Source organism: Halomonas sp. DQ26W (genome assembly GCF_003339685.1).
In the GTDB taxonomy this organism is placed as follows: domain Bacteria; phylum Pseudomonadota; class Gammaproteobacteria; order Pseudomonadales; family Halomonadaceae; genus Halomonas.
In genome coordinates, this window is sequence record NZ_QPKI01000012.1 from 43282 (window position 1) to 61055 (window position 17774).

Annotated in this window: 16 protein-coding genes; 13 read left to right on the forward strand and 3 right to left on the reverse strand. The window is 61.6% G+C overall.

Features of this window, described 5'->3' with window-relative positions; genetic code table 11:
• Positions 1-136 precede the first annotated feature (136 nt).
• The 9 genes from metH to pdxH all read left to right on the forward strand — a co-directional run bounded on the left by metH (position 137) and on the right by pdxH (position 10560).
• Positions 137-3838, forward strand: a complete 3702-nt coding sequence (gene metH / locus DU490_RS08290) for a methionine synthase (protein WP_114573843.1) — start codon at positions 137-139, stop codon at positions 3836-3838.
• Positions 3835-5160, forward strand: a complete 1326-nt coding sequence (locus DU490_RS08295) for an MATE family efflux transporter (protein WP_114573844.1) — start codon at positions 3835-3837, stop codon at positions 5158-5160. The genes metH and DU490_RS08295 overlap by 4 nt, the downstream gene beginning before the upstream one ends.
• 138 nt (positions 5161-5298) lie before the next feature.
• Positions 5299-6951: a nitrite/sulfite reductase gene (locus DU490_RS08300; protein ID WP_114573845.1), complete on the forward strand. Its 1653-nt coding sequence runs from the start codon at positions 5299-5301 to the stop codon at positions 6949-6951.
• Positions 6944-7477 carry a DUF934 domain-containing protein gene (locus tag DU490_RS08305; protein WP_114573846.1) on the forward strand — a complete coding sequence of 178 codons (534 nt, stop codon included), beginning with the start codon at positions 6944-6946 and terminating at the stop codon, positions 7475-7477. The genes DU490_RS08300 and DU490_RS08305 overlap by 8 nt, the downstream gene beginning before the upstream one ends.
• A gap of 311 nt (positions 7478-7788) precedes the next feature.
• Complete coding sequence (locus tag DU490_RS08310) at positions 7789-8256, forward strand: gamma-glutamylcyclotransferase family protein (RefSeq protein WP_114573847.1); 468 nt, start codon at positions 7789-7791, stop codon at positions 8254-8256.
• Between the two features lie 63 nt (positions 8257-8319).
• On the forward strand, positions 8320-8673 hold the full coding sequence (gene arsC, locus DU490_RS08315) for an arsenate reductase (glutaredoxin) (protein ID WP_114573848.1): 354 nt from the start codon (positions 8320-8322) through the stop codon (positions 8671-8673).
• A gap of 36 nt (positions 8674-8709) precedes the next feature.
• Positions 8710-9330 carry an NAD(P)H:quinone oxidoreductase gene (gene wrbA / locus DU490_RS08320; RefSeq protein WP_114573849.1) on the forward strand — a complete coding sequence of 207 codons (621 nt, stop codon included), beginning with the start codon at positions 8710-8712 and terminating at the stop codon, positions 9328-9330.
• Positions 9327-9728 carry a DUF2069 domain-containing protein gene (locus tag DU490_RS08325; protein ID WP_114573850.1) on the forward strand — a complete coding sequence of 134 codons (402 nt, stop codon included), beginning with the start codon at positions 9327-9329 and terminating at the stop codon, positions 9726-9728. The genes wrbA and DU490_RS08325 overlap by 4 nt, the downstream gene beginning before the upstream one ends.
• A 190-nt stretch (positions 9729-9918) precedes the next feature.
• On the forward strand, positions 9919-10560 hold the full coding sequence (pdxH, locus tag DU490_RS08330) for a pyridoxamine 5'-phosphate oxidase (protein WP_114573851.1): 642 nt from the start codon (positions 9919-9921) through the stop codon (positions 10558-10560).
• Positions 10561-10642: 82 nt separating this feature from the next.
• On the opposite strand, the gene DU490_RS08335 is transcribed toward pdxH, so the two are convergent.
• Positions 10643-13390 (reverse strand): bifunctional acetate--CoA ligase family protein/GNAT family N-acetyltransferase, encoded by a 2748-nt coding sequence (locus tag DU490_RS08335; protein WP_114573852.1) that lies wholly within the window; start codon positions 13388-13390, stop codon positions 10643-10645.
• A 110-nt stretch (positions 13391-13500) separates the two neighbouring features.
• On the opposite strand from DU490_RS08335, the gene DU490_RS08340 reads away from it, so the two are divergent.
• Positions 13501-14436, forward strand: a complete 936-nt coding sequence (locus DU490_RS08340; protein ID WP_114573853.1) for a histone deacetylase family protein — start codon at positions 13501-13503, stop codon at positions 14434-14436.
• 125 nt (positions 14437-14561) lie between these two features.
• Complete coding sequence (locus DU490_RS08345) at positions 14562-15194, forward strand: helix-turn-helix domain-containing protein (RefSeq protein WP_114573854.1); 633 nt, start codon at positions 14562-14564, stop codon at positions 15192-15194.
• Positions 15195-15196: 2 nt separating this feature from the next.
• Here DU490_RS08345 and DU490_RS08350 read toward each other — a convergent pair whose 3' ends face one another.
• Complete coding sequence (locus DU490_RS08350) at positions 15197-16042, reverse strand: formate dehydrogenase accessory sulfurtransferase FdhD (RefSeq protein ID WP_114573855.1); 846 nt, start codon at positions 16040-16042, stop codon at positions 15197-15199.
• 192 nt (positions 16043-16234) lie between these two features.
• On the opposite strand from DU490_RS08350, the gene DU490_RS08355 reads away from it, so the two are divergent.
• On the forward strand, positions 16235-16558 hold the full coding sequence (locus tag DU490_RS08355) for a DUF1244 domain-containing protein (protein ID WP_114573856.1): 324 nt from the start codon (positions 16235-16237) through the stop codon (positions 16556-16558).
• Positions 16555-17076 carry a molybdenum cofactor biosynthesis protein B gene (moaB, locus tag DU490_RS08360; RefSeq protein ID WP_114573857.1) on the forward strand — a complete coding sequence of 174 codons (522 nt, stop codon included), beginning with the start codon at positions 16555-16557 and terminating at the stop codon, positions 17074-17076. The genes DU490_RS08355 and moaB overlap by 4 nt, the downstream gene beginning before the upstream one ends.
• A 124-nt stretch (positions 17077-17200) precedes the next feature.
• Here moaB and DU490_RS08365 read toward each other — a convergent pair whose 3' ends face one another.
• A complete protein-coding gene (locus DU490_RS08365) occupies positions 17201-17773 on the reverse strand; it encodes an ACP phosphodiesterase (protein ID WP_114573858.1) in 573 nt (190 codons plus the stop codon).
• Between the last annotated feature and the right edge of the window lies 1 nt (position 17774).

The following is a 17774-nucleotide window of genomic DNA, read 5'->3' on the forward strand; positions in this document are numbered from 1 at the left end:
GGTCGGTTTTTGATCGACCCTGCCCTCGCGGCGCCGCATTTGTTAACATACGGGCCGAATCGGCCCGCCCAAGAAGACGCCCTGAGGCGCCTGCGAGGCCGTCTACCCGTGACTTCGCTGGAGACCGACCCGACCCATGGCCGCCGTTCCCTCTGCCTTGACTGCCACCCTTACCGATCAACTCGGTCGGCGTATCCTGATGCTCGATGGTGGCATGGGCACCATGCTGCAGAACGCCGAGCTCGATGAGGCCGATTTTCGCGGTGAGCGCTTCAGCGACTGGCCCTCCGATCTCAAGGGCAATAATGACCTGCTGGCGCTGACCTGCCCCGAACTGGTGGCGCGAATCCATCGCCAGTACCTTGAGGCCGGCGCCGATATCGTCGAGACCAACACCTTCAATAGCACTCGCCTCTCCCAGTCCGATTACGGGATGGAGTCACTGGTGCCCGAGCTCAACCGGGAGTCGGCGCGTCTGGCCCGCGAGGTGTGCGACGCCGTGGCCAGTGAAACCGGTGTACCGCGCTACGTGGCCGGTGTTCTGGGGCCGACCTCTCGTACTGCCTCGCTGTCACCGGACGTCAACGACCCGGCCAAGCGCAACGTTACCTTCGATGCACTGCGCGAAAACTATTATGAGGCCGCCGAAGCGCTGATCGATGGCGGCTCCGACCTGATCCTGATCGAGACCATCTTCGACACCCTCAATGCCAAGGCGGCTATCTTCGCCCTGGAGGCACTATTTGCCGATCGCGGCGAACGCCTGCCGGTGATGATCTCGGGTACCATCACCGATGCCTCGGGCCGTACGCTTTCCGGCCAGACCACTGAGGCGTTCTGGAACTCCGTGCGCCATGCCCAGCCGCTCGCCATCGGGCTGAACTGTGCCTTGGGAGCCGCAGAGCTTCGACCCTACCTGGAAGAACTCGCCACCAAAGCCGATACGTTCGTCTCCGCACATCCCAACGCCGGCCTGCCCAACGAGTTTGGTGAATACGACCAGACGCCCGATGAGATGGCGGCCATCGTCGCCGAGTTTGCCGAGAGCGGCCTGGTCAACATCATTGGTGGCTGCTGCGGCTCAACCCCGGAGCACATTGCCGCTATTCATGCCGCCATCCAGGGCATGCCTCCGCGCCAGGTGCCCGAGCGTCCGCGAGCCTGCCGTCTATCCGGCCTCGAGCCCTTCAACATCGATAAGGGCTCACTGTTCGTCAACGTCGGCGAGCGGACCAACGTCACCGGCTCGGCCCGCTTCAAGCGCTTGATCGTCGACGAGGATTACAACACCGCCCTGGAGGTGGCCCTGGAGCAGGTGGAGAGCGGCGCTCAGGTCATCGACATCAACATGGACGAGGGCATGTTGGAGTCCGAAGAAGCCATGGTGCGATTTCTCAACCTGATTGCCGGAGAACCCGACATTGCCCGGGTGCCGATCATGATCGACTCTTCCAAGTGGGAGATCATCGAGGCCGGGCTCAAGTGCGTCCAGGGCAAGGCGGTGGTCAACTCCATCTCAATGAAGGAGGGAGAGGACGCTTTCCGGGAACAGGCCACCCTGTGCCGGCGCTACGGTGCCGCCGTGGTGGTGATGGCCTTCGACGAACTGGGCCAGGCCGACACCTTCGCCCGCAAGACCGAGATCTGCCAGCGCGCCTATCAGATCCTGGTCGACGATGTGGGTTTCCCGGCGGAAGACATCATCTTCGACCCCAACATCTTTGCCATCGCCACCGGCATCGAAGAGCACAACAACTATGCGGTCGACTTCATTGAAGCCACCCGTTGGATCCGCGAACACCTGCCCCACGCCATGGTCTCGGGCGGTGTCTCCAATGTGTCGTTCTCGTTTCGCGGCAACAACCCGGTGCGCGAGGCGATCCACTCGGCCTTCCTCTATCACGCCATTCGTGCCGGCCTGAGTATGGGCATCGTCAATGCCGGTCAGTTGGCGGTCTATGACGATCTGCCCGCCGAACTGCGCGAAGCGGTGGAGGATGTGGTCCTGAACCGGCGCCCCGACGGCACCGAGCGACTGCTCGACATTGCCGATCGCTACAAGGGCGACGGTAGCGGTCCTGCCAAGAAGGAGGACCTGGAGTGGCGCGGCTGGGAGGTCGAGAAACGTATCTCCCACGCCCTGGTCAAGGGGATTACTGCCTACATCGAGGACGACACCGAGCAGGCCCGCCAGCGTGCTGCCCGCCCCATCGAAGTGATCGAGGGGCCACTGATGGATGGCATGAATGTGGTCGGCGACCTGTTCGGCGCCGGCAAGATGTTCCTGCCCCAGGTGGTCAAGTCGGCCCGTGTCATGAAGCAGGCAGTGGCCTACTTGATCCCCTATATCGAAGCAGAGAAGACCGAAGACACCAAGGCCAAAGGCAAGATCGTCATGGCCACGGTGAAGGGGGATGTCCACGATATCGGCAAGAACATCGTCGGCGTGGTCCTGCAGTGCAACAACTACGATGTGGTCGACCTCGGCGTCATGGTATCGGCGGAGAAGATCCTGCAGACGGCCCGGGCGGAGAAAGCCGATATCATTGGCCTGTCGGGCCTGATCACCCCTTCCCTCGACGAGATGGTCCATGTGGCCAAGGAGATGCAACGTCAGGGCTTCGACCTGCCGCTGCTGATCGGCGGCGCCACCACCTCAAAGGCACATACCGCGGTGAAGATCGAACCCGGCTACGAGCACCCGGTGATCTACGTGGCGGACGCCTCACGTGCCGTGGGAGTGGCCGGCAAGCTGCTTTCTCCAAGCCAGAAGCCCGCCTATGTGGCGGAAATTCGTGCCGAGTACGATCAGGTGCGCGAGCGCAACGCCCGGCGCCGGCCCAAGGCCGCCGACCTCAGCTATGCCGCGGCCCGCGAGCGCAAGCTGCCCATCGACTGGGCCAGTTATACGCCGCCGCGTCCCGCCATGACCGGCCTTCAGGTATTCGACAATTACGATATCGAAGAGCTGATCGAACGCATCGACTGGACGCCCTTCTTCATGAGCTGGGAGCTGACGGGCAAGTATCCGAAGATCCTCGATGACAAGGTGGTAGGCGAAGCCGCACGCAGCCTGTTCGCCGATTCCCAGGAGATGCTGCGAAAGCTGATCGACGGAAAACATATCCAGGCACGTGGCGTGATCGGCCTGTGGCCGGCCAATAGCGTCGACGACGATGTCATCGAGGTCTACGCCGACGAGTCGCGTAGCCAGGTCATCGAACGGCTTCACCATATTCGCCAACAGACCACCAAGAACCGCGATGGAGCCTGCTACAGCCTTGCTGACTTCGTCGCGCCCAAGGCGTCGGGCAAGCCCGATTGGATCGGTGGCTTCGCGGTGACCACCGGCCATGGCGTCGAGGCGCTGGCCGAACACTACAAGGCCGCTGGCGACGACTACAGCGCGATCATGGTACAGGCACTGACCGACCGCATGGCCGAAGCCTTCGCCGAGCGTATGCACGAGCGGGTACGCAAGGAGTTCTGGGGCTATGTGCCGGACGAGCAGCTGGATAACGTCGAGCTGATTGCCGAAAAGTATCAGGGTATCCGGCCTGCACCGGGGTATCCCGCCTGCCCCGACCACACCGAGAAGAGCACTCTCTTCCGTCTACTCGATGCCCCCTCGAATGCCGGCATCGACCTAACCGAGAATTTCGCCATGTGGCCGGCGGCAGCGGTGTCCGGCTGGTATTTCTCGCACCCGCAGTCAAAGTACTTCTCCACCGGGAAGATAACCCGGGATCAGGTGGAAACCTTGGCTGAACGCAAGGAGATGACCCTGGAGGAGCTGGAGCGTTGGCTGGCACCGGTGCTCTCCTACGACCCGGCATGACCGCATCGCTGCGCAGACAGAAAATCCTGCGCCTGGCCCTGCCGATCATCGCCGGCATGCTGTCGCAGAGCCTGATCAACCTGGTTGATGCGGCCCTGGTCGGTTCGCTCGGCGAGGTCCCCCTGGCCGGCGTCGGCATCGGCGGCTACGCCATGTTCCTGATCACCGCCCTGGTGTTCGGCCTGTCGTCGGGTGTCCAGGCGCAGACCGCCAGGCGTCATGGCGAGAAGGACTGGCCCAACTGCGCCATGCCACTCAACGCCGGTCTGGTTATTGCAATCACGGTGTCGCTGCCCATCACTCTGTTCAGCCTGTGGCAGGCACCTGCATTGCTCGGCCTGATCAATCAGGATCCCGAGGTGAGCGCAGTGGCCGTCGAATATTTTCGCTGGCGAGTCCTTTCGCTGGTGGCCGTGGCGATGATCTTCTGTTTTCGCGGCTACTGGAACGGCATCCAGCAGACCGGGATCTATCTGCGGATCATACTGATCACCCATGTCATCAACGTGGCCGCTAGCCTGACGCTCATCTTCGGTTACCTGGGACTACCGGCAATGGGACCTGCCGGTGCAGGTGCCGGCACGACCCTCTCATTGTTCCTCGGGCTTGCCCTCTGGGCGCTGCTGAGCGTTCGGCATGCAATATCGCGTGGCTTTCTGACCGAATTGCCACGGCGCAAGACATTAACCACTACCCTGCGCCTGGCCACACCCCACTCATTTCAGCAACTGTGGTTCGCAGCAGGCTACGCGGTACTGTTCTGGATACTTGGTCAGATCGACGCCGCAAGCGTGGCGGTGGGGCATGTGCTAATCAATCTTTCACTGTTGCTGATATTGCCCGGCGTGGGGCTCGGCATGGCGGCCATGAGCCTCGTCGGTCACTCGCTGGGGCAGCAGGCCCACCAGGAGGCTCACCGCTGGGGCTGGGACGTGGTACGCCTAGCCTGGCTCTGCCTGTCGGCCCTGGCACTGCCCATGGCGCTGTTCCCCGAAATGGTGCTGGGACTGTTTCTCCACGACCCTGGCCTGATCTCCCTTGGGCGGCTGCCACTTCAGCTCACCGCGGCCATGATCGTGCTGGATGCCGCAGCGCTGGTGCTTGGCCAGGCGCTGCTCGGCGCTGGTGCCAACCGCACCGTGATGACCACAACGCTGACCCTGCAGTGGCTGGTCTTCCTGCCATTGGCCTGGTGGGTCGGGGTGGGGCTGGACCAGGGACTGCTGGGCATCTGGTGGGTTCAGCTTGGCTACCGCTGTCTGAATTCCGTCTGGTTTGGGCTTATCTGGCAACGACGCCACTGGCAGCGGCTGGCGGTATAGTCTCCGGACATCGGACTTGACTCCTTATATTACTTTCCGTATAAAAAATATGAATATTTATTCTTTCATAGAATAATGCCGAGGCGTTAAGGTGGCCCCCTGACGCTTCGCCACTCTCATAGCAGCAGGACCGGCTGAATGTATCGCTACGACACCCACGATCAGACCTTGGTCAATGAACGCGTCGCCCAGTTTCGCGACCAGATGAACCGCTATCTGGCCGGGAGGCTCAGCGAAGAGGAATTTCTGCCACTGCGCGTGCAGAACGGCCTCTATGTCCAGCGTCATGCTCCCATGCTGCGCATCGCCATCCCCTACGGCATGCTGGCCTCCTACCAGCTGCGCAAGCTGGGCGATCTGGCCCGCGATTATGATCGCGGCTACGGCCACTTTACTACCCGCACCAACCTGCAGCTGAACTGGCCCAAGCTGGAAACGGTACCCGATATGCTCGCCGAGCTGGCCAGCGTGCAGATGCACGCCATCCAGACCAGCGGCAACGACATTCGCAACACTTCAAGCGACCAGTTCGCCGGCGTCGCGGAAGACGAAGACGTGGATCCGCGCCCTTGGTGCGAACTGATCCGCCAGTGGTCGACCTTCCATCCGGAGTTCACTTACCTGCCGCGCAAGTTCAAGATCGCCGTCACCGGATCAGCCGAGGACCGTGCCGCAATTCTGGTCCATGACGTGGGTCTACGCCTGTGGCGCGACGCCCACGGTGAGGTCCGGGTCAAGATCTTGGCCGGTGGTGGCCTGGGGCGTACGCCGATGATCGGCGAGGTGGTCCGCGAGGACCTGCCCTGGCAGCATCTGCTGACCTATCTGGAAGCTCTGGTTCGCGTTTACAACCAGTTCGGTCGCCGTGACAACAAGTTCAAGGCGCGCATCAAGATTCTGGTCAAGGCGCTGGGCGTGGATGAATTCCGTCGCCGCGTCGATGCTGAGTGGGCCCACCTCAAGGATGGCCCCCAGACGCTGACCCGCCAGACCGTCGAGGACATGCAGCATCATTTCATAGATCCCGAGCGCCGCCCGATCAGCGAGGAGGCGATTGCCGGCTACGAGCGGCTGCGCAGCGAGAATCGAGCCTTCGCCCGCTTCGTAACCAACAACGTGCATGGCCACAAGGTACCCGGCTACAAGGCAGTTACCCTGTCGCTCAAGCGCAGCGGCCACTCTCCCGGCGACTTGACCTGGGAGCAAATGCACCAGGTGGCGGACCTGGCTGACGAGTACAGCTACGGCGAGCTGAGGGTGACCCACGAGCAGAACCTGGTGCTTTCCGATGTGGCCGTCGACCAGATGAAGGCACTCTGGGATCGCCTCGGCGAACTTGGCCTGGCCAACCCCACCGTGGGCACCCTCGCCGACCTGATCTGCTGCCCCGGTGGCGACTACTGCGGACTGGCCAACGCCAAGTCGATCCCCGTCGCCCACGCCATCCAGGAGCGCTTCGAGGATCTCGACTTCCTTTATGACCTGGGGCCGGTCGAGCTGAACATCTCCGGATGCATGAACGCCTGCGGCCATCACCATGTCGGCAATATCGGCATTCTTGGCGTCGACAAGAAGGGCGAGGAGTGGTACCAGATCTCGCTGGGCGGAGCCCAGGGCAATGAAGCCTCGCTGGGCAAGATCCTCGGCCCCTCCTTCAGCCGCGATAAGGTGCCCGAAGTGATCGACAATGTACTGCAGGTGTATGTCGGTGAACGGCTAGAGGGTGAGACCTTTGTCGAAACCTATCGCCGTATCGGCCTCAAACCTTTCAAGGAGCGGGTTTATGCCTGATCAAGCTACCAACGCACGCCCCTTCATATTTGAGGGACGACCCGCCGAGGACCACTGGACGATGATTCGCGAGCCCGAATCGCCACTCCCCGACGCCCCCGCTATCGTGCCACTGGCCGCATGGCGGGAAGAAGCCAGCAATAGGCAACGGGCACCTCTGCTTGGCAGCGATACCGAGCTGACACCCGAACTCGCCGCAGAACTTGCCAATGCACCATTGATTGCCATCGACTTCCCCAAGTTCACCGATGGACGCGGCTACAGCACCGCACGCCTTCTGCGGGAACGTTTCGGCTATACAGGAGAGATTCGTGCCGTGGGTGACGTGCTGGTTGATCAGGTCTTTTTCCTGACCCGGTGCGGTTTCGATGCCCTGTCGCTGCGCGAGGACCAGTGGCTGGAAGATGCCCTGCAGGCACTCAACGCTTTCAGTCGTGCCTACCAGCCTGCCGTTGACGAACCGGAGCCACTATTCCGTCACCGCCTGCGCGAAGCGGTCCGCGAGGCAGAAACCTCGATGGTCTGATGCCACATGTCATTAAACCAGTAAGCCGGCCCCAGTGGGCCGGCTTACTGGCTTACGACGTTAATCGCGGTACTTCTGCTGCCGCTGCCGATTCGCCACCCTCGCCCGCCGCTCTTGCATAGCATTACCCAAGCCGCCCCGAGCTTTCCATCAATCGCTTGGAAGTCTTCTTCATCTCGCACAGAGTGATTCATGGACCACCTCCGTGATTGTCGAACCTACCGACCAGCGCCTGGAATCGGCTTTGGACCGGACAGCCGAGGTCGTGTCGTGGCAGGATGACTCCGTGTCATGTCGATGAGGAGGCATCCATGCAAGGACTGCGATACCTGTTGGCGGCCGTGGTGGCCCTGCCGCTGGCCACTGTGGCCTGGCTCTGGTTCACCATGCTCAGTCCCTTCACCTACGACCGCCCCGATCACCTGCCGGAAGTGGGCGAAGGACCTCACGCTGTCTTCGTCTATGGAACCCTGCGCCTGTCACCGGTGCGTTGGATCGTGATGGGCCGAGCCGGCGAGTCCGAACCCGCAGAACTACATGATTTCCGCCGCGAGAAGCTGGATCTGATCGAGGCGCCAGGCGAGCGTGTGGCAGGTGAAGTCATCGTTGTCAGTGCCGATGAACTGGAGCGGCTTGACCGCTATGAGCGACTGGGCATTCGCTATGCACGCGTTGCCAAGCGTCTGGCCGACGGACGGACGGCTTGGGTGTATCGCAGGCTGGCCGACGAAGACGTTGGCGTCGAAGCGCTACTGGAAGCCGGCGGGGCGGATACCTAGTTGTGGTGAGCACGACGCCCCTTCTACAATAGCTGCCACTTCCCAAGGATCGAGGAGCCCGCCATGACCATCACGCTCTATCATAATCCCCGCTGTTCCAAGTCCCGCCAGGCGCTGGCTCTGCTCGAGGAAAATGGCGCCGCGGTAACGATTCGTCGCTACCTTGACGCCCCCCTCGGGGAGGAGGAGCTGCGCGACCTGATGTCTCGACTGCATGCGGACGGCGAGGCGCTGATTCGAACCCAGGAGCCCGAGTGGGAAACGCTGAAAATCGACCTGAAGGACCAGGAGCAGGTGATTCAGGTGCTGGTCAAGCATCCTCAGCTGATGGAGCGCCCCATCGCTGACGATGGCAAGCGTGCCGTGCTGGGCCGCCCGCCGGAAGACGTGCTCACTTTGCTGTATACCGAAGAGTGACCCGAACCCAGCCTCTTTCAGTCTTCAGGAGCCAAGATGCGCGACTCCCTGCCCTACGTATTGATCCTCTACTATTCTCGCCACGGCGCAACCCGTGCCATGGCCGAGCAGCTCGCCGCGGGCGTTGAATCCTCTCCCGGTATCGAAGCCCGGCTGCGAACCGTACCGGCCGTGTCAACCACGTGCGAAGCCGTCGATCCCGAGATACCCGACGAAGGTGCCATCTACGCCGACCTCGATGACCTGCGGCACTGTGCGGCGCTGGCGCTCGGCAGCCCAACCCGTTTCGGCAATATGGCTGCCCCGCTCAAGCATTTCATCGATACCACCAGCGCGCTGTGGCTCAATGGCGCCCTGATCGACAAGCCGGCGACGGCGTTCACATCCACCTCGAGCCTCCACGGCGGCCAGGAAACCACGCTGATCTCGATGCTGTTACCGCTGCTTCACCATGGTATGGTCTATGCCGGTCTGCCCTATAGCGAGACCGAGCTGATGAACACCACTGCCGGCGGGACGCCCTATGGGGCTAGCCATGTCGCCGGCCAGCGCAGCGACCAGCCTCTCACCGACTCTGAGCGACGCCTCGTGCGTGCCCAGGGCGAGCGTATCGCCCGCCTGGCCCTGGCACTGCAAACCTTGAGGGAGCCCTCATGAGACGCTGGTTGGAAGAGATGGAGGGCCGCCATGGCCTGGACAGCCTCACCGACCGCTCACGGCAACTGGTGCTGGGCAGCTTTGGCTTGCTAGTCGTGCTGATGATGACTTGGGTTGTAGTGCTTCAAGATGAAGGCATAAGTTTGGGTCCGATGCTGGCCTTCATTCTGCCGCTCATCCTGTTCCTGCCATCGATCATTGGCCGCCGTCCTCGCGGGCATGCCTGGCTGGCATTCGTGAGCCTGCTGTATTTCATGATTGGTGTAAATGTTGCGATCCTACCCGGCGTCGGGCTACTGGGGATGTTGATTGCACTGTCATCATTAGCACTTTTTACCGGCTGTATGTTCTACGCCCGCTTTCGCAGCCGCCAGATGAAGGCAGCCAGCGGTGCATGACTCCCTTGAGTGGATGCCAGGAACCCCTGCAATGCCCCGGCCGCTGGAATAGAATAGTACTAAAGCATGCGGTTTCCCCGGCACAAGAAGGTTGCCACGTTGCCCAGCTCCTTTGCACCCAGGAAGGCCGTCGACATGTTGTGCTTCGGCCCAGCAGCAGCGACCATTTAGAAAATTTTAGGAGAACGCAATGACACGAAAGATCGCCGACATTCGGCGCGACTACGAGGGCGGGCAGTTGGAAGAGGAGAAGTTGCCCGCTGACCCCATGGTGTTTCTGGATGAATGGATCACACTGGCACTGGACGCCGAGGGCGACAATGGCAACGCCATGACGCTGGCCACCGTCGACAGCAAGGGCCTTCCTCACGCGCGTATCGTACTGCTCAAGGGATACGATGAAAGAGGCTTGGTATTCTACTCAAATTACCATAGCCACAAGGGCAGCGAGCTGGCCAACGTTCCTTACGCTGCCCTGACCTTCTGGTGGCCGTCGCTGGGGCGCCAACTGCGCGTCGAGGGGCACGTCGAGTTGGTCGATGCCAAGGAGTCGGATGCTTATTTCAATAGCCGCCCGCGGGCCAGCCAACTGGGTGCCTGGATCGCCACCCAGAGCGTAGTCATCCCCGGAAGGCAGTGGATCAAGGAGCGGCAGCATCGCTTTGAGCAGGCTTATGAGGACCAGGAGATCCCCCGTCCCGTCCACTGGGGAGGCTACAGAGTCACACCGGAGATGATCGAATTCTGGCAGGGTCAGCCCAGCCGGTTGCATGACCGTATCCGCTACGAGCTGCGCGACGGCAACTGGCACTCTTTCCGCATGGCGCCCTGACCTGCATAGCTCTGGATAAGAAAACCCGGGGCAAGGAAGCTCTGATTCATATATCGAACGAGGTAATGATTCAGGGTTTCCGTTAGTCGGGCATGCTTTCAAGACGGTGTCGCTGCCACTCGTTCTCGGGCTCATTGAGACGCAGCACCGCGTCCACCACCTGCTCCTCCATGTTGTAGCGACAGCGAAAGCCCAGGTGCTTCATCAGCGCTCGCATGGGGTGGTTGTCGACCATTATCTTGCCGATCATCTCCAGGGTGCCCACGCTCTTGCAATAGGCAATCATCTTCTTCATGAGCAGGCTCCCCAGCCCCTGCCCGGCCATGTCGTCACGGACGATCACCGAGAATTCGGTGCGGATATTGTCGGGGTCGTTCCACACTCTGACCACGCCCAGCATCTCCTTGCTGCCGTCCTCCCGCAGGTGCTCGGCGATGAACGCCATCTGCCGGTCGTAATTGATGTGCGACAGCATCGATAGATCGCGCTGGGTCAGGTCCGACTTGTTGTGAAAGTAGCGAAAGCGAATGCTCTCCTCGGACAGTTGGCCATGGAAGTTGGTGATCAGCGGCGCGTCCTCGGCACGAATGGGTCGCACCTCGACCGCCATGCCATTGTTGAGCGTCGTCCATTCCCGCAGCTCTTCCGGATAGGGCATGATGGCGAAGCGCGCCGGAGTGCCCAGGTCAATGGCGAAATCGACCGCCACAATGCCGTCGCGGTTGAGTAGCAGCGGATTGAGCTCCAGGCCGCGTAGCTCGAGCAGGTCGGAAGCCATCTGCGACAGCTGGACCAGTAATTGGCAGAGGCGCTCCAGATCACGTTCCGGATCGCTGGAGTGTTCGCGTATCAAACGAGCAGCGTGGGTGCGCCCCACCATGTCGGCGGCCAGCGTCATGTTCAGTGGCGGCAGTGCCACCTGGCGGTCGGCCAGCACGTTGACCTTGTAACCACCGATACCGAACAGAATGATCGGGCCGAAGATGGGGTCGCGGGTGATACCGGCACAGATCTGCATGGAGTGCTTGCCCCGCTGCATTGGCTGCAGACAGTACTCGCGTATTCTCACCGACGGGAATCTTTCACGCAGTTTGTCGCCGAGGCGAGTGACGCCTTCGGCCGCCTGCTCTGGCGAATGGATATCCTGCAGCAGGCCTGCCGACATCCTGTGAGGTTGCCGGCGATAGCGAAACGGCCGACAGTTGCTCGCGTGCACGACCTTCACCGCCATGGGGCCGTCGATGCTGCTGGCAGCGTCAAGGGCCTGTTCCGGCGTCTGCACGTAGCGGCTGGGTGCAACGGGAATGCCGTAGGCCTCCAGAACCTGGGCCGTCTCGGAATGGGACAGTGTCTCGCGCCCCTCGACCCTGGCCGCTTCGATAAGAGTACGGCAGCGGGCACGGATATCGGGCGTGGTGGCGAAAGGCAGTGTCGGCGGAGTCTCCTGCAGCAGCGCCTGGACACGCTGGTAATCGACCATGTGCATGAAGGCCTTTACCGCCTTCTCCGGCGAGACGTAGGTCGGTATACCCGCAACGCTGCACTCATGGCGGGCGTCGAGGGCTGCCTCTAGTCCCATCCAACTGGTCAACAGGTTGCGGCGAAAGCGCTTGCGGTTGGCGATCACCGCCAGGGCAGTGGCCTTGGATGGAGCCAGGCGCGTCGGTGCATGTACTACCAGCACGGCATCCACCCCAGGGTCACCGGCGACGATTTCCAGCGCCGCCACCAGTTTCTCCGGCGTAGCGTTGCCCCCCAGGTCTACCGGGTTCTCGCCGGGCTTGCTCATGTCGAAGTCGCCTTTCTTCAGCGCCCGTTGCGTCTCCTCGCTAAAGCTTGCCAGCTTACCACCGGCGCTTATCAGCTTATCGATGGCAAGCATGGCCGGCCCCAGACCATTGGAGACGATCGCCAGTCGATCGCCCTTGAGCGGTTTCATCTGGGACAGGGTCATCAATGCATCGAACAATTCGTCTGAATCGTTGACCCGCACCACGCCGGCTCGGGAGAAGGCTGCGTCAAAGATGATGTCACGGTTGGCGACTCCCGGTGTCGGCGGCGTGCTGGAAAGATCGGATTCCGGTGTCCGTCCGCTCTTGATGGCGAGAACCAGACGATTTCGCGAGGCATCACGCAGTGCCGTCATGAAGTGCTGGGAGTCCTGAATCCGCTCCAGGTGCAACAGAATCGCCTGGGTGGGAGAGTACTGATTGATGTAGTCGAGCAAGTCGGGAAGCATGACGTCGACACTGTCGCCCACCGTGATGAGATGGGAGAACCCGATTCCCCTCCCGGCGGCCCAATCGATCATGGCGTTGCCGAGCATGCCAGACTGTCCCAGGTAGGCCACCCGGCCCGCCTTGACCGGCTGACTGGCATAGGAGGCGTTGAGCTTGCGCCCCGGCACGATCAGCCCCATGCACTCGGGCCCCAACACACGAATTCCCGATTCGCGTGCCGCCACCAGCATTCGTTCGCGGATCGAGCCCTTGTCCCCATTGGCTTCGTCGAGGCGCGAACCACCGGAAAGTACCAGGGTCGCCTTGACACCCAACCGACCCAACCGAGAGATCACCTTGGGAAGACTGTGTGCCGGTGAACAGATGACAGCCAGGTCGGGCGTTTCAGGCAACTCACGAATACGCGACACGCAGGCCTGGCCGAATACCGACTCGTACCCCTTCGGATTGACTGCCCAGATGGTGCCGGGAAAGCCGGCCTCTTGAAGGTTGCGAATGACCAGACCACCGATGGAGTGGGGCTTTTCCGACGCCCCGATCACAGCGATGATACGTGGCTCGAAGAAGTGCCGTAAGAATCGGGTACCCAAGTCGCTTTCTCCGCAAGGTCAGTTTCTGCCATCCTGTGTACGACTTATTGACACTGTTATGCAAGGGCTTGGCAGCATTAAAGTGACCTATGTCACTGTGGAGCGCCCGTATGATCACGGCTTATATCACGCACCCCGATTGTCATCTTCACCATATGGGGCCGGAGCACCCCGAGTGCCCCCTGCGACTCGAAGCCATTCGCGCACGCCTAGCCCTGTCAGGCCTGCTTCAACAGACCATGCAGTCAGACGCCCGTGAAGCCACCGAGGACGAACTGGCTCGGGTTCATCCGCTTCGCCACCTTCGGGCACTCGACAAGTGTGTGCCCGAAGCCGGTATTGTCACGCTGGACAGTGACACCATGATGAACCCCGACAGCCTGCAGGCCGCGCGCATGGCTGCCGGCGCGGTCATCCGCGGCGTGGAGCAGGTCTATCGTGGCCAGGCCGACAACGTCTTCTGTGCCGTGCGACCCCCGGGACATCACGCCGAGGCCACCGACGCAATGGGCTTCTGCTTCTACAACAACGTCGCCGTAGGAGCTGCCCATGCCCGGGCCAAGTACGGTGCCCGGCGCATCGCCATCCTCGACTTTGACGTTCATCAGTGCAACGGCACCATCGACATCTTCAAGGACGACCCCGACACCCTGATCTGCACCAGTTACCAGTACCCGTTCTACCCGTGGCGCTACCTGCGCAGCGAGTGGCAGAACGTGGTCAATACCCCCCTGGATGCCGGTACCGATAGCACCTCCTTCCGCCGACAGATCGAACACGACTGGCTCCCTGCACTGCACAACTTCAAGCCGGAGCTGGTGCTGGTATCCGCCGGTTTCGACGCCCACCGCGAGGACCCAATGGCAGAGCTCTGCCTGGAAGACGAGGACTACCACTGGGTGACCCATATGGCCATGGAAATTGCCGCACTCTATGCCGACAACCGCCTTGTGTCGGTCCTGGAAGGGGGTTACGACCCGGCCTCGCTCGGGCGCAGCGCCGAGGCGCACGTGAAGGCACTGCTGGGGCTTCCCTTCGGCGACTGAGGGGCGTTCAGTCCGGCAAGGAAGCGTATTGTCGCAATCCGATGCGCGGATGTCGTCATGGCAACGCGCTTCGCGCCATTTGTGGTACGCTTCAGGGAAATTTGTTTCCTATAGTGAACCTGCCAATGCCCGCCCCCACCGATCAGCAGACCGCGCTGCGCATCGCATCCGGCCGCAAGCCCTTCGTGGAACCGCTGCGACTCGGCGAACGTCTCAAGGAGCTTCGCCTGGCCAACCAGTGGACGCTGGAGGATGTCAGCCAGCGCACCGGGCTGGCCCGTTCGACCCTGTCCAAGATCGAAAACAATCAGATATCACCGACCTTCACCGCCGTACAGAAGCTGATCAACGGCCTAGGCATCGATCTGCCACAGCTGCTCACCCCGCCTCGCGCCCAGCCTCGCACCATGGGGCGTCGTGACCTGACACGTCAGGGTAAAGGCGAGCACCATCCCACACCTACCTACGAGCATGAACTGCTCAGCTGCGAGATGGCCCAGAAACGCATGATCCCATTCAAGACCATCGTCCGGGCACGCAGCTTCGACGAGTTCAGCGAGTGGGTCCGTCATGACGGTGAAGAATTCCTGATGGTGCTGGAAGGCAATATCTGTCTCTACACCGAGTTCTACGAACCGCTGCAGCTCTCCCAGGGCGACAGCATCTACTTCGATAGCGATATGGGGCATGCGCTGGTGTCACTTAGCGAGGCGGATGCCGCGGTGTTGTCGGTCTGTACCCCCGGAGATGCCACCTGAGCTCAGCTGCGCTGGCGGTCGCCCGGGCGCCTCGTGGGCATGGCATCAAGTTCGAGTCTAGACCCGGCATTGATCGCCTGGAAGTGGCGCCCTTTGGCGCGGGCGATCAGCATCACGCCGAAGCGCTCGGCCAGTTCCAGCCCCTTCTGGGTGACGCCGGAGCGTGATACCAGAACACTGATCCCCATCTGGGCGACCTTGAGCACCATCTCTGAGGTCAGTCTTCCAGTGGTATAGAAAATATCGCCGCCCAAGGTTTCGCTGGTTTCCAGCCATTGGCGCCCGGCCAGCGTATCCACCGCGTTATGCCGTCCGACGTCCTCGACGAAGTCCAGCACGTCGGCCTGCCGGCAGAGTGCACAGCCATGGACCGCCCCCGCGCTGCGATAGGTCTCGTTGTAGTCGCCCAACCGTTCGAGCAGCGTATAGAGTACCGATTGCGACAATTGCGTATCGGGCAACTTCTTAAGCGAGGTCGAATCCAGCAGCCGGCCGAACACCGTGCCCTGGCCACAGCCGGTGGTCACGGTGCGCTGCCCCAGCCGGGCCTCCATGTCGTCCGGCAACCGCCGGGTCACCACGGCGGCTGCCTCCACCTCCCAATCGACCTGTACCACCTCGAGATCCTCGGCGCTCTGGAGTAGCCCCTGGTTGCGCAGATACCCCACCACCAACGCCTCCGGGTCGGCACCCAGCGTCATCAGGGTGACGATTTCACGCTTGTTGAGATAAAGGGTCAGGGAGCGCTCGGCCGCAATGGCTTGCCGTTTGTACTCGCCGAACTCATTGAGCACATCGACTTCCAACGTAGTGGGCAGGCGTGCCTGGCTAAGATTGGTGAGGGTCATCTCTTTTCAACCTTGTTCCACTTCTCTGTGTATTACGCGGGAAATGGCATGATCGCATCCCTGGCAGGGACTGTCTGTAGCAGCGAACCGATACCCGGGCAGTCATGTCAGTCCGCCCATGCCGCCCACTTTTGTTATCCTTGACTGCATTCATGATCACTCCAGCTCAGTCCGCTTGCAGGGAGATACACCATGCAGCACCTCGATGAGGCCACTCGTACCGAACTTGAAGCCACTGCCTTTCGACGCTTGCTCAAGCACCTCGTCGAGCACAAGGAAGTGCAGAACATCGACCTGATGATTCTGGCCGATTTCTGCCGCAACTGCCTCTCCAAGTGGCTGGTGTCGGCGGCCGAGGAGCGGGGCGCCGAACTCGACTACGAAACGGCCCGGAAGTATGTCTACGGTATGCCTTACGATGAATGGAAAGCCAACTACCAGCAGAAGGCTTCGCCGGGACAGATGGCAACGTTCGAGGCCCAACAAACCCGTAAACGGGAGCAACAAGGTTCATGAGCGAATCAATGATACCTCTGACGATAGCGGTGCTGACCATTTCCGATACCCGGGACCTGAATAGTGACCGAAGCGGAGCCCTGCTGGCCGAGCGCCTGAAACTTGCCGGACACCGTCTTGCCGATCGTCGGATCGTGATCGATGACATCTACCGTATCCGTGCCGTCGTCTCCGAGTGGATTGCCGACCCGGACATTCAGGTCATCCTGACCACCGGTGGCACCGGATTCACAGGGCGCGACTCGACGCCTGAAGCCGTATCGGTGCTGCTGGACAAGCGCATTGAAGGGTTTGGCGAACAATTCCGCCAGCTTTCCTCCCTGGAAATCGGTAGCTCCACGATCCAGAGTCGCTGCCTGGGTGGTCTGGCCAATGCCACTGTGGTCTTCTGCCTGCCCGGCTCCAGCGGCGCTTGTCGCACCGCGTGGGATGGCCTGCTGGCAGAGCAGCTCGACAGCCGACACAAGCCTTGCAACTTCGCGAACCTGGTCATACCCGGCCGAGGCCAGCATGGCTGAGCTGCAGCCCGCTGCTCGACGATGTCTTTCCACTACCGCAAGAGGGAGTGAGCTGAGCACATGCCGCGGGGCGGCTGCCAGGTCAAAGCGGCCGGGTGGCTCAGGGGCGATTGAACGACCGCCTCTAGCAGGTATCGGCTATCTCGAGCTCGGCGTTCACGGCGGGCCAGAGGTGCTGAAAGTCCTTCTCCAGGGCGGCATAATCCGCCGCCAGCCACGGCACCAGCTCCGCCAAACGGTTCGGCCCCGATAGCCGCTGGCCGATACCGCGCACCGCCCGGCAGGTAAATTCGAAGTCGGCATAGCGATGCAGCCAGTCCTGCTCCACCAGCACCGGCATCATTAGCGCCAGGCGCGCGGGGGCAGGACGCTGCTGCAGCAAGCGATAACAGCGCAGTACCAGCCGGGACTCGATCACGTCGAGTTGCAGTTGGCGCGCTACAAAGTGATCCCAGATCAGGTCGAGTGCGATACCTGTATAGCGTCGAAGCGTCTGCGGCGCCCGGCCCCGTGCCAAATGAATGACAGGGTGGCCATCGACGAAAGCATCGACCCGGCGATGGTGCCGGATGCCGCTGGCGACCTCGTGGTGCCACACCGCCAGGTCGCTGCCCTTGACCCCATCGGCAATCAGGTTGCCGTAGAGAAATTCGTCACTGCCACCCCGAGCCAGCCAGGCATGGGCCAGAAAGTTCATG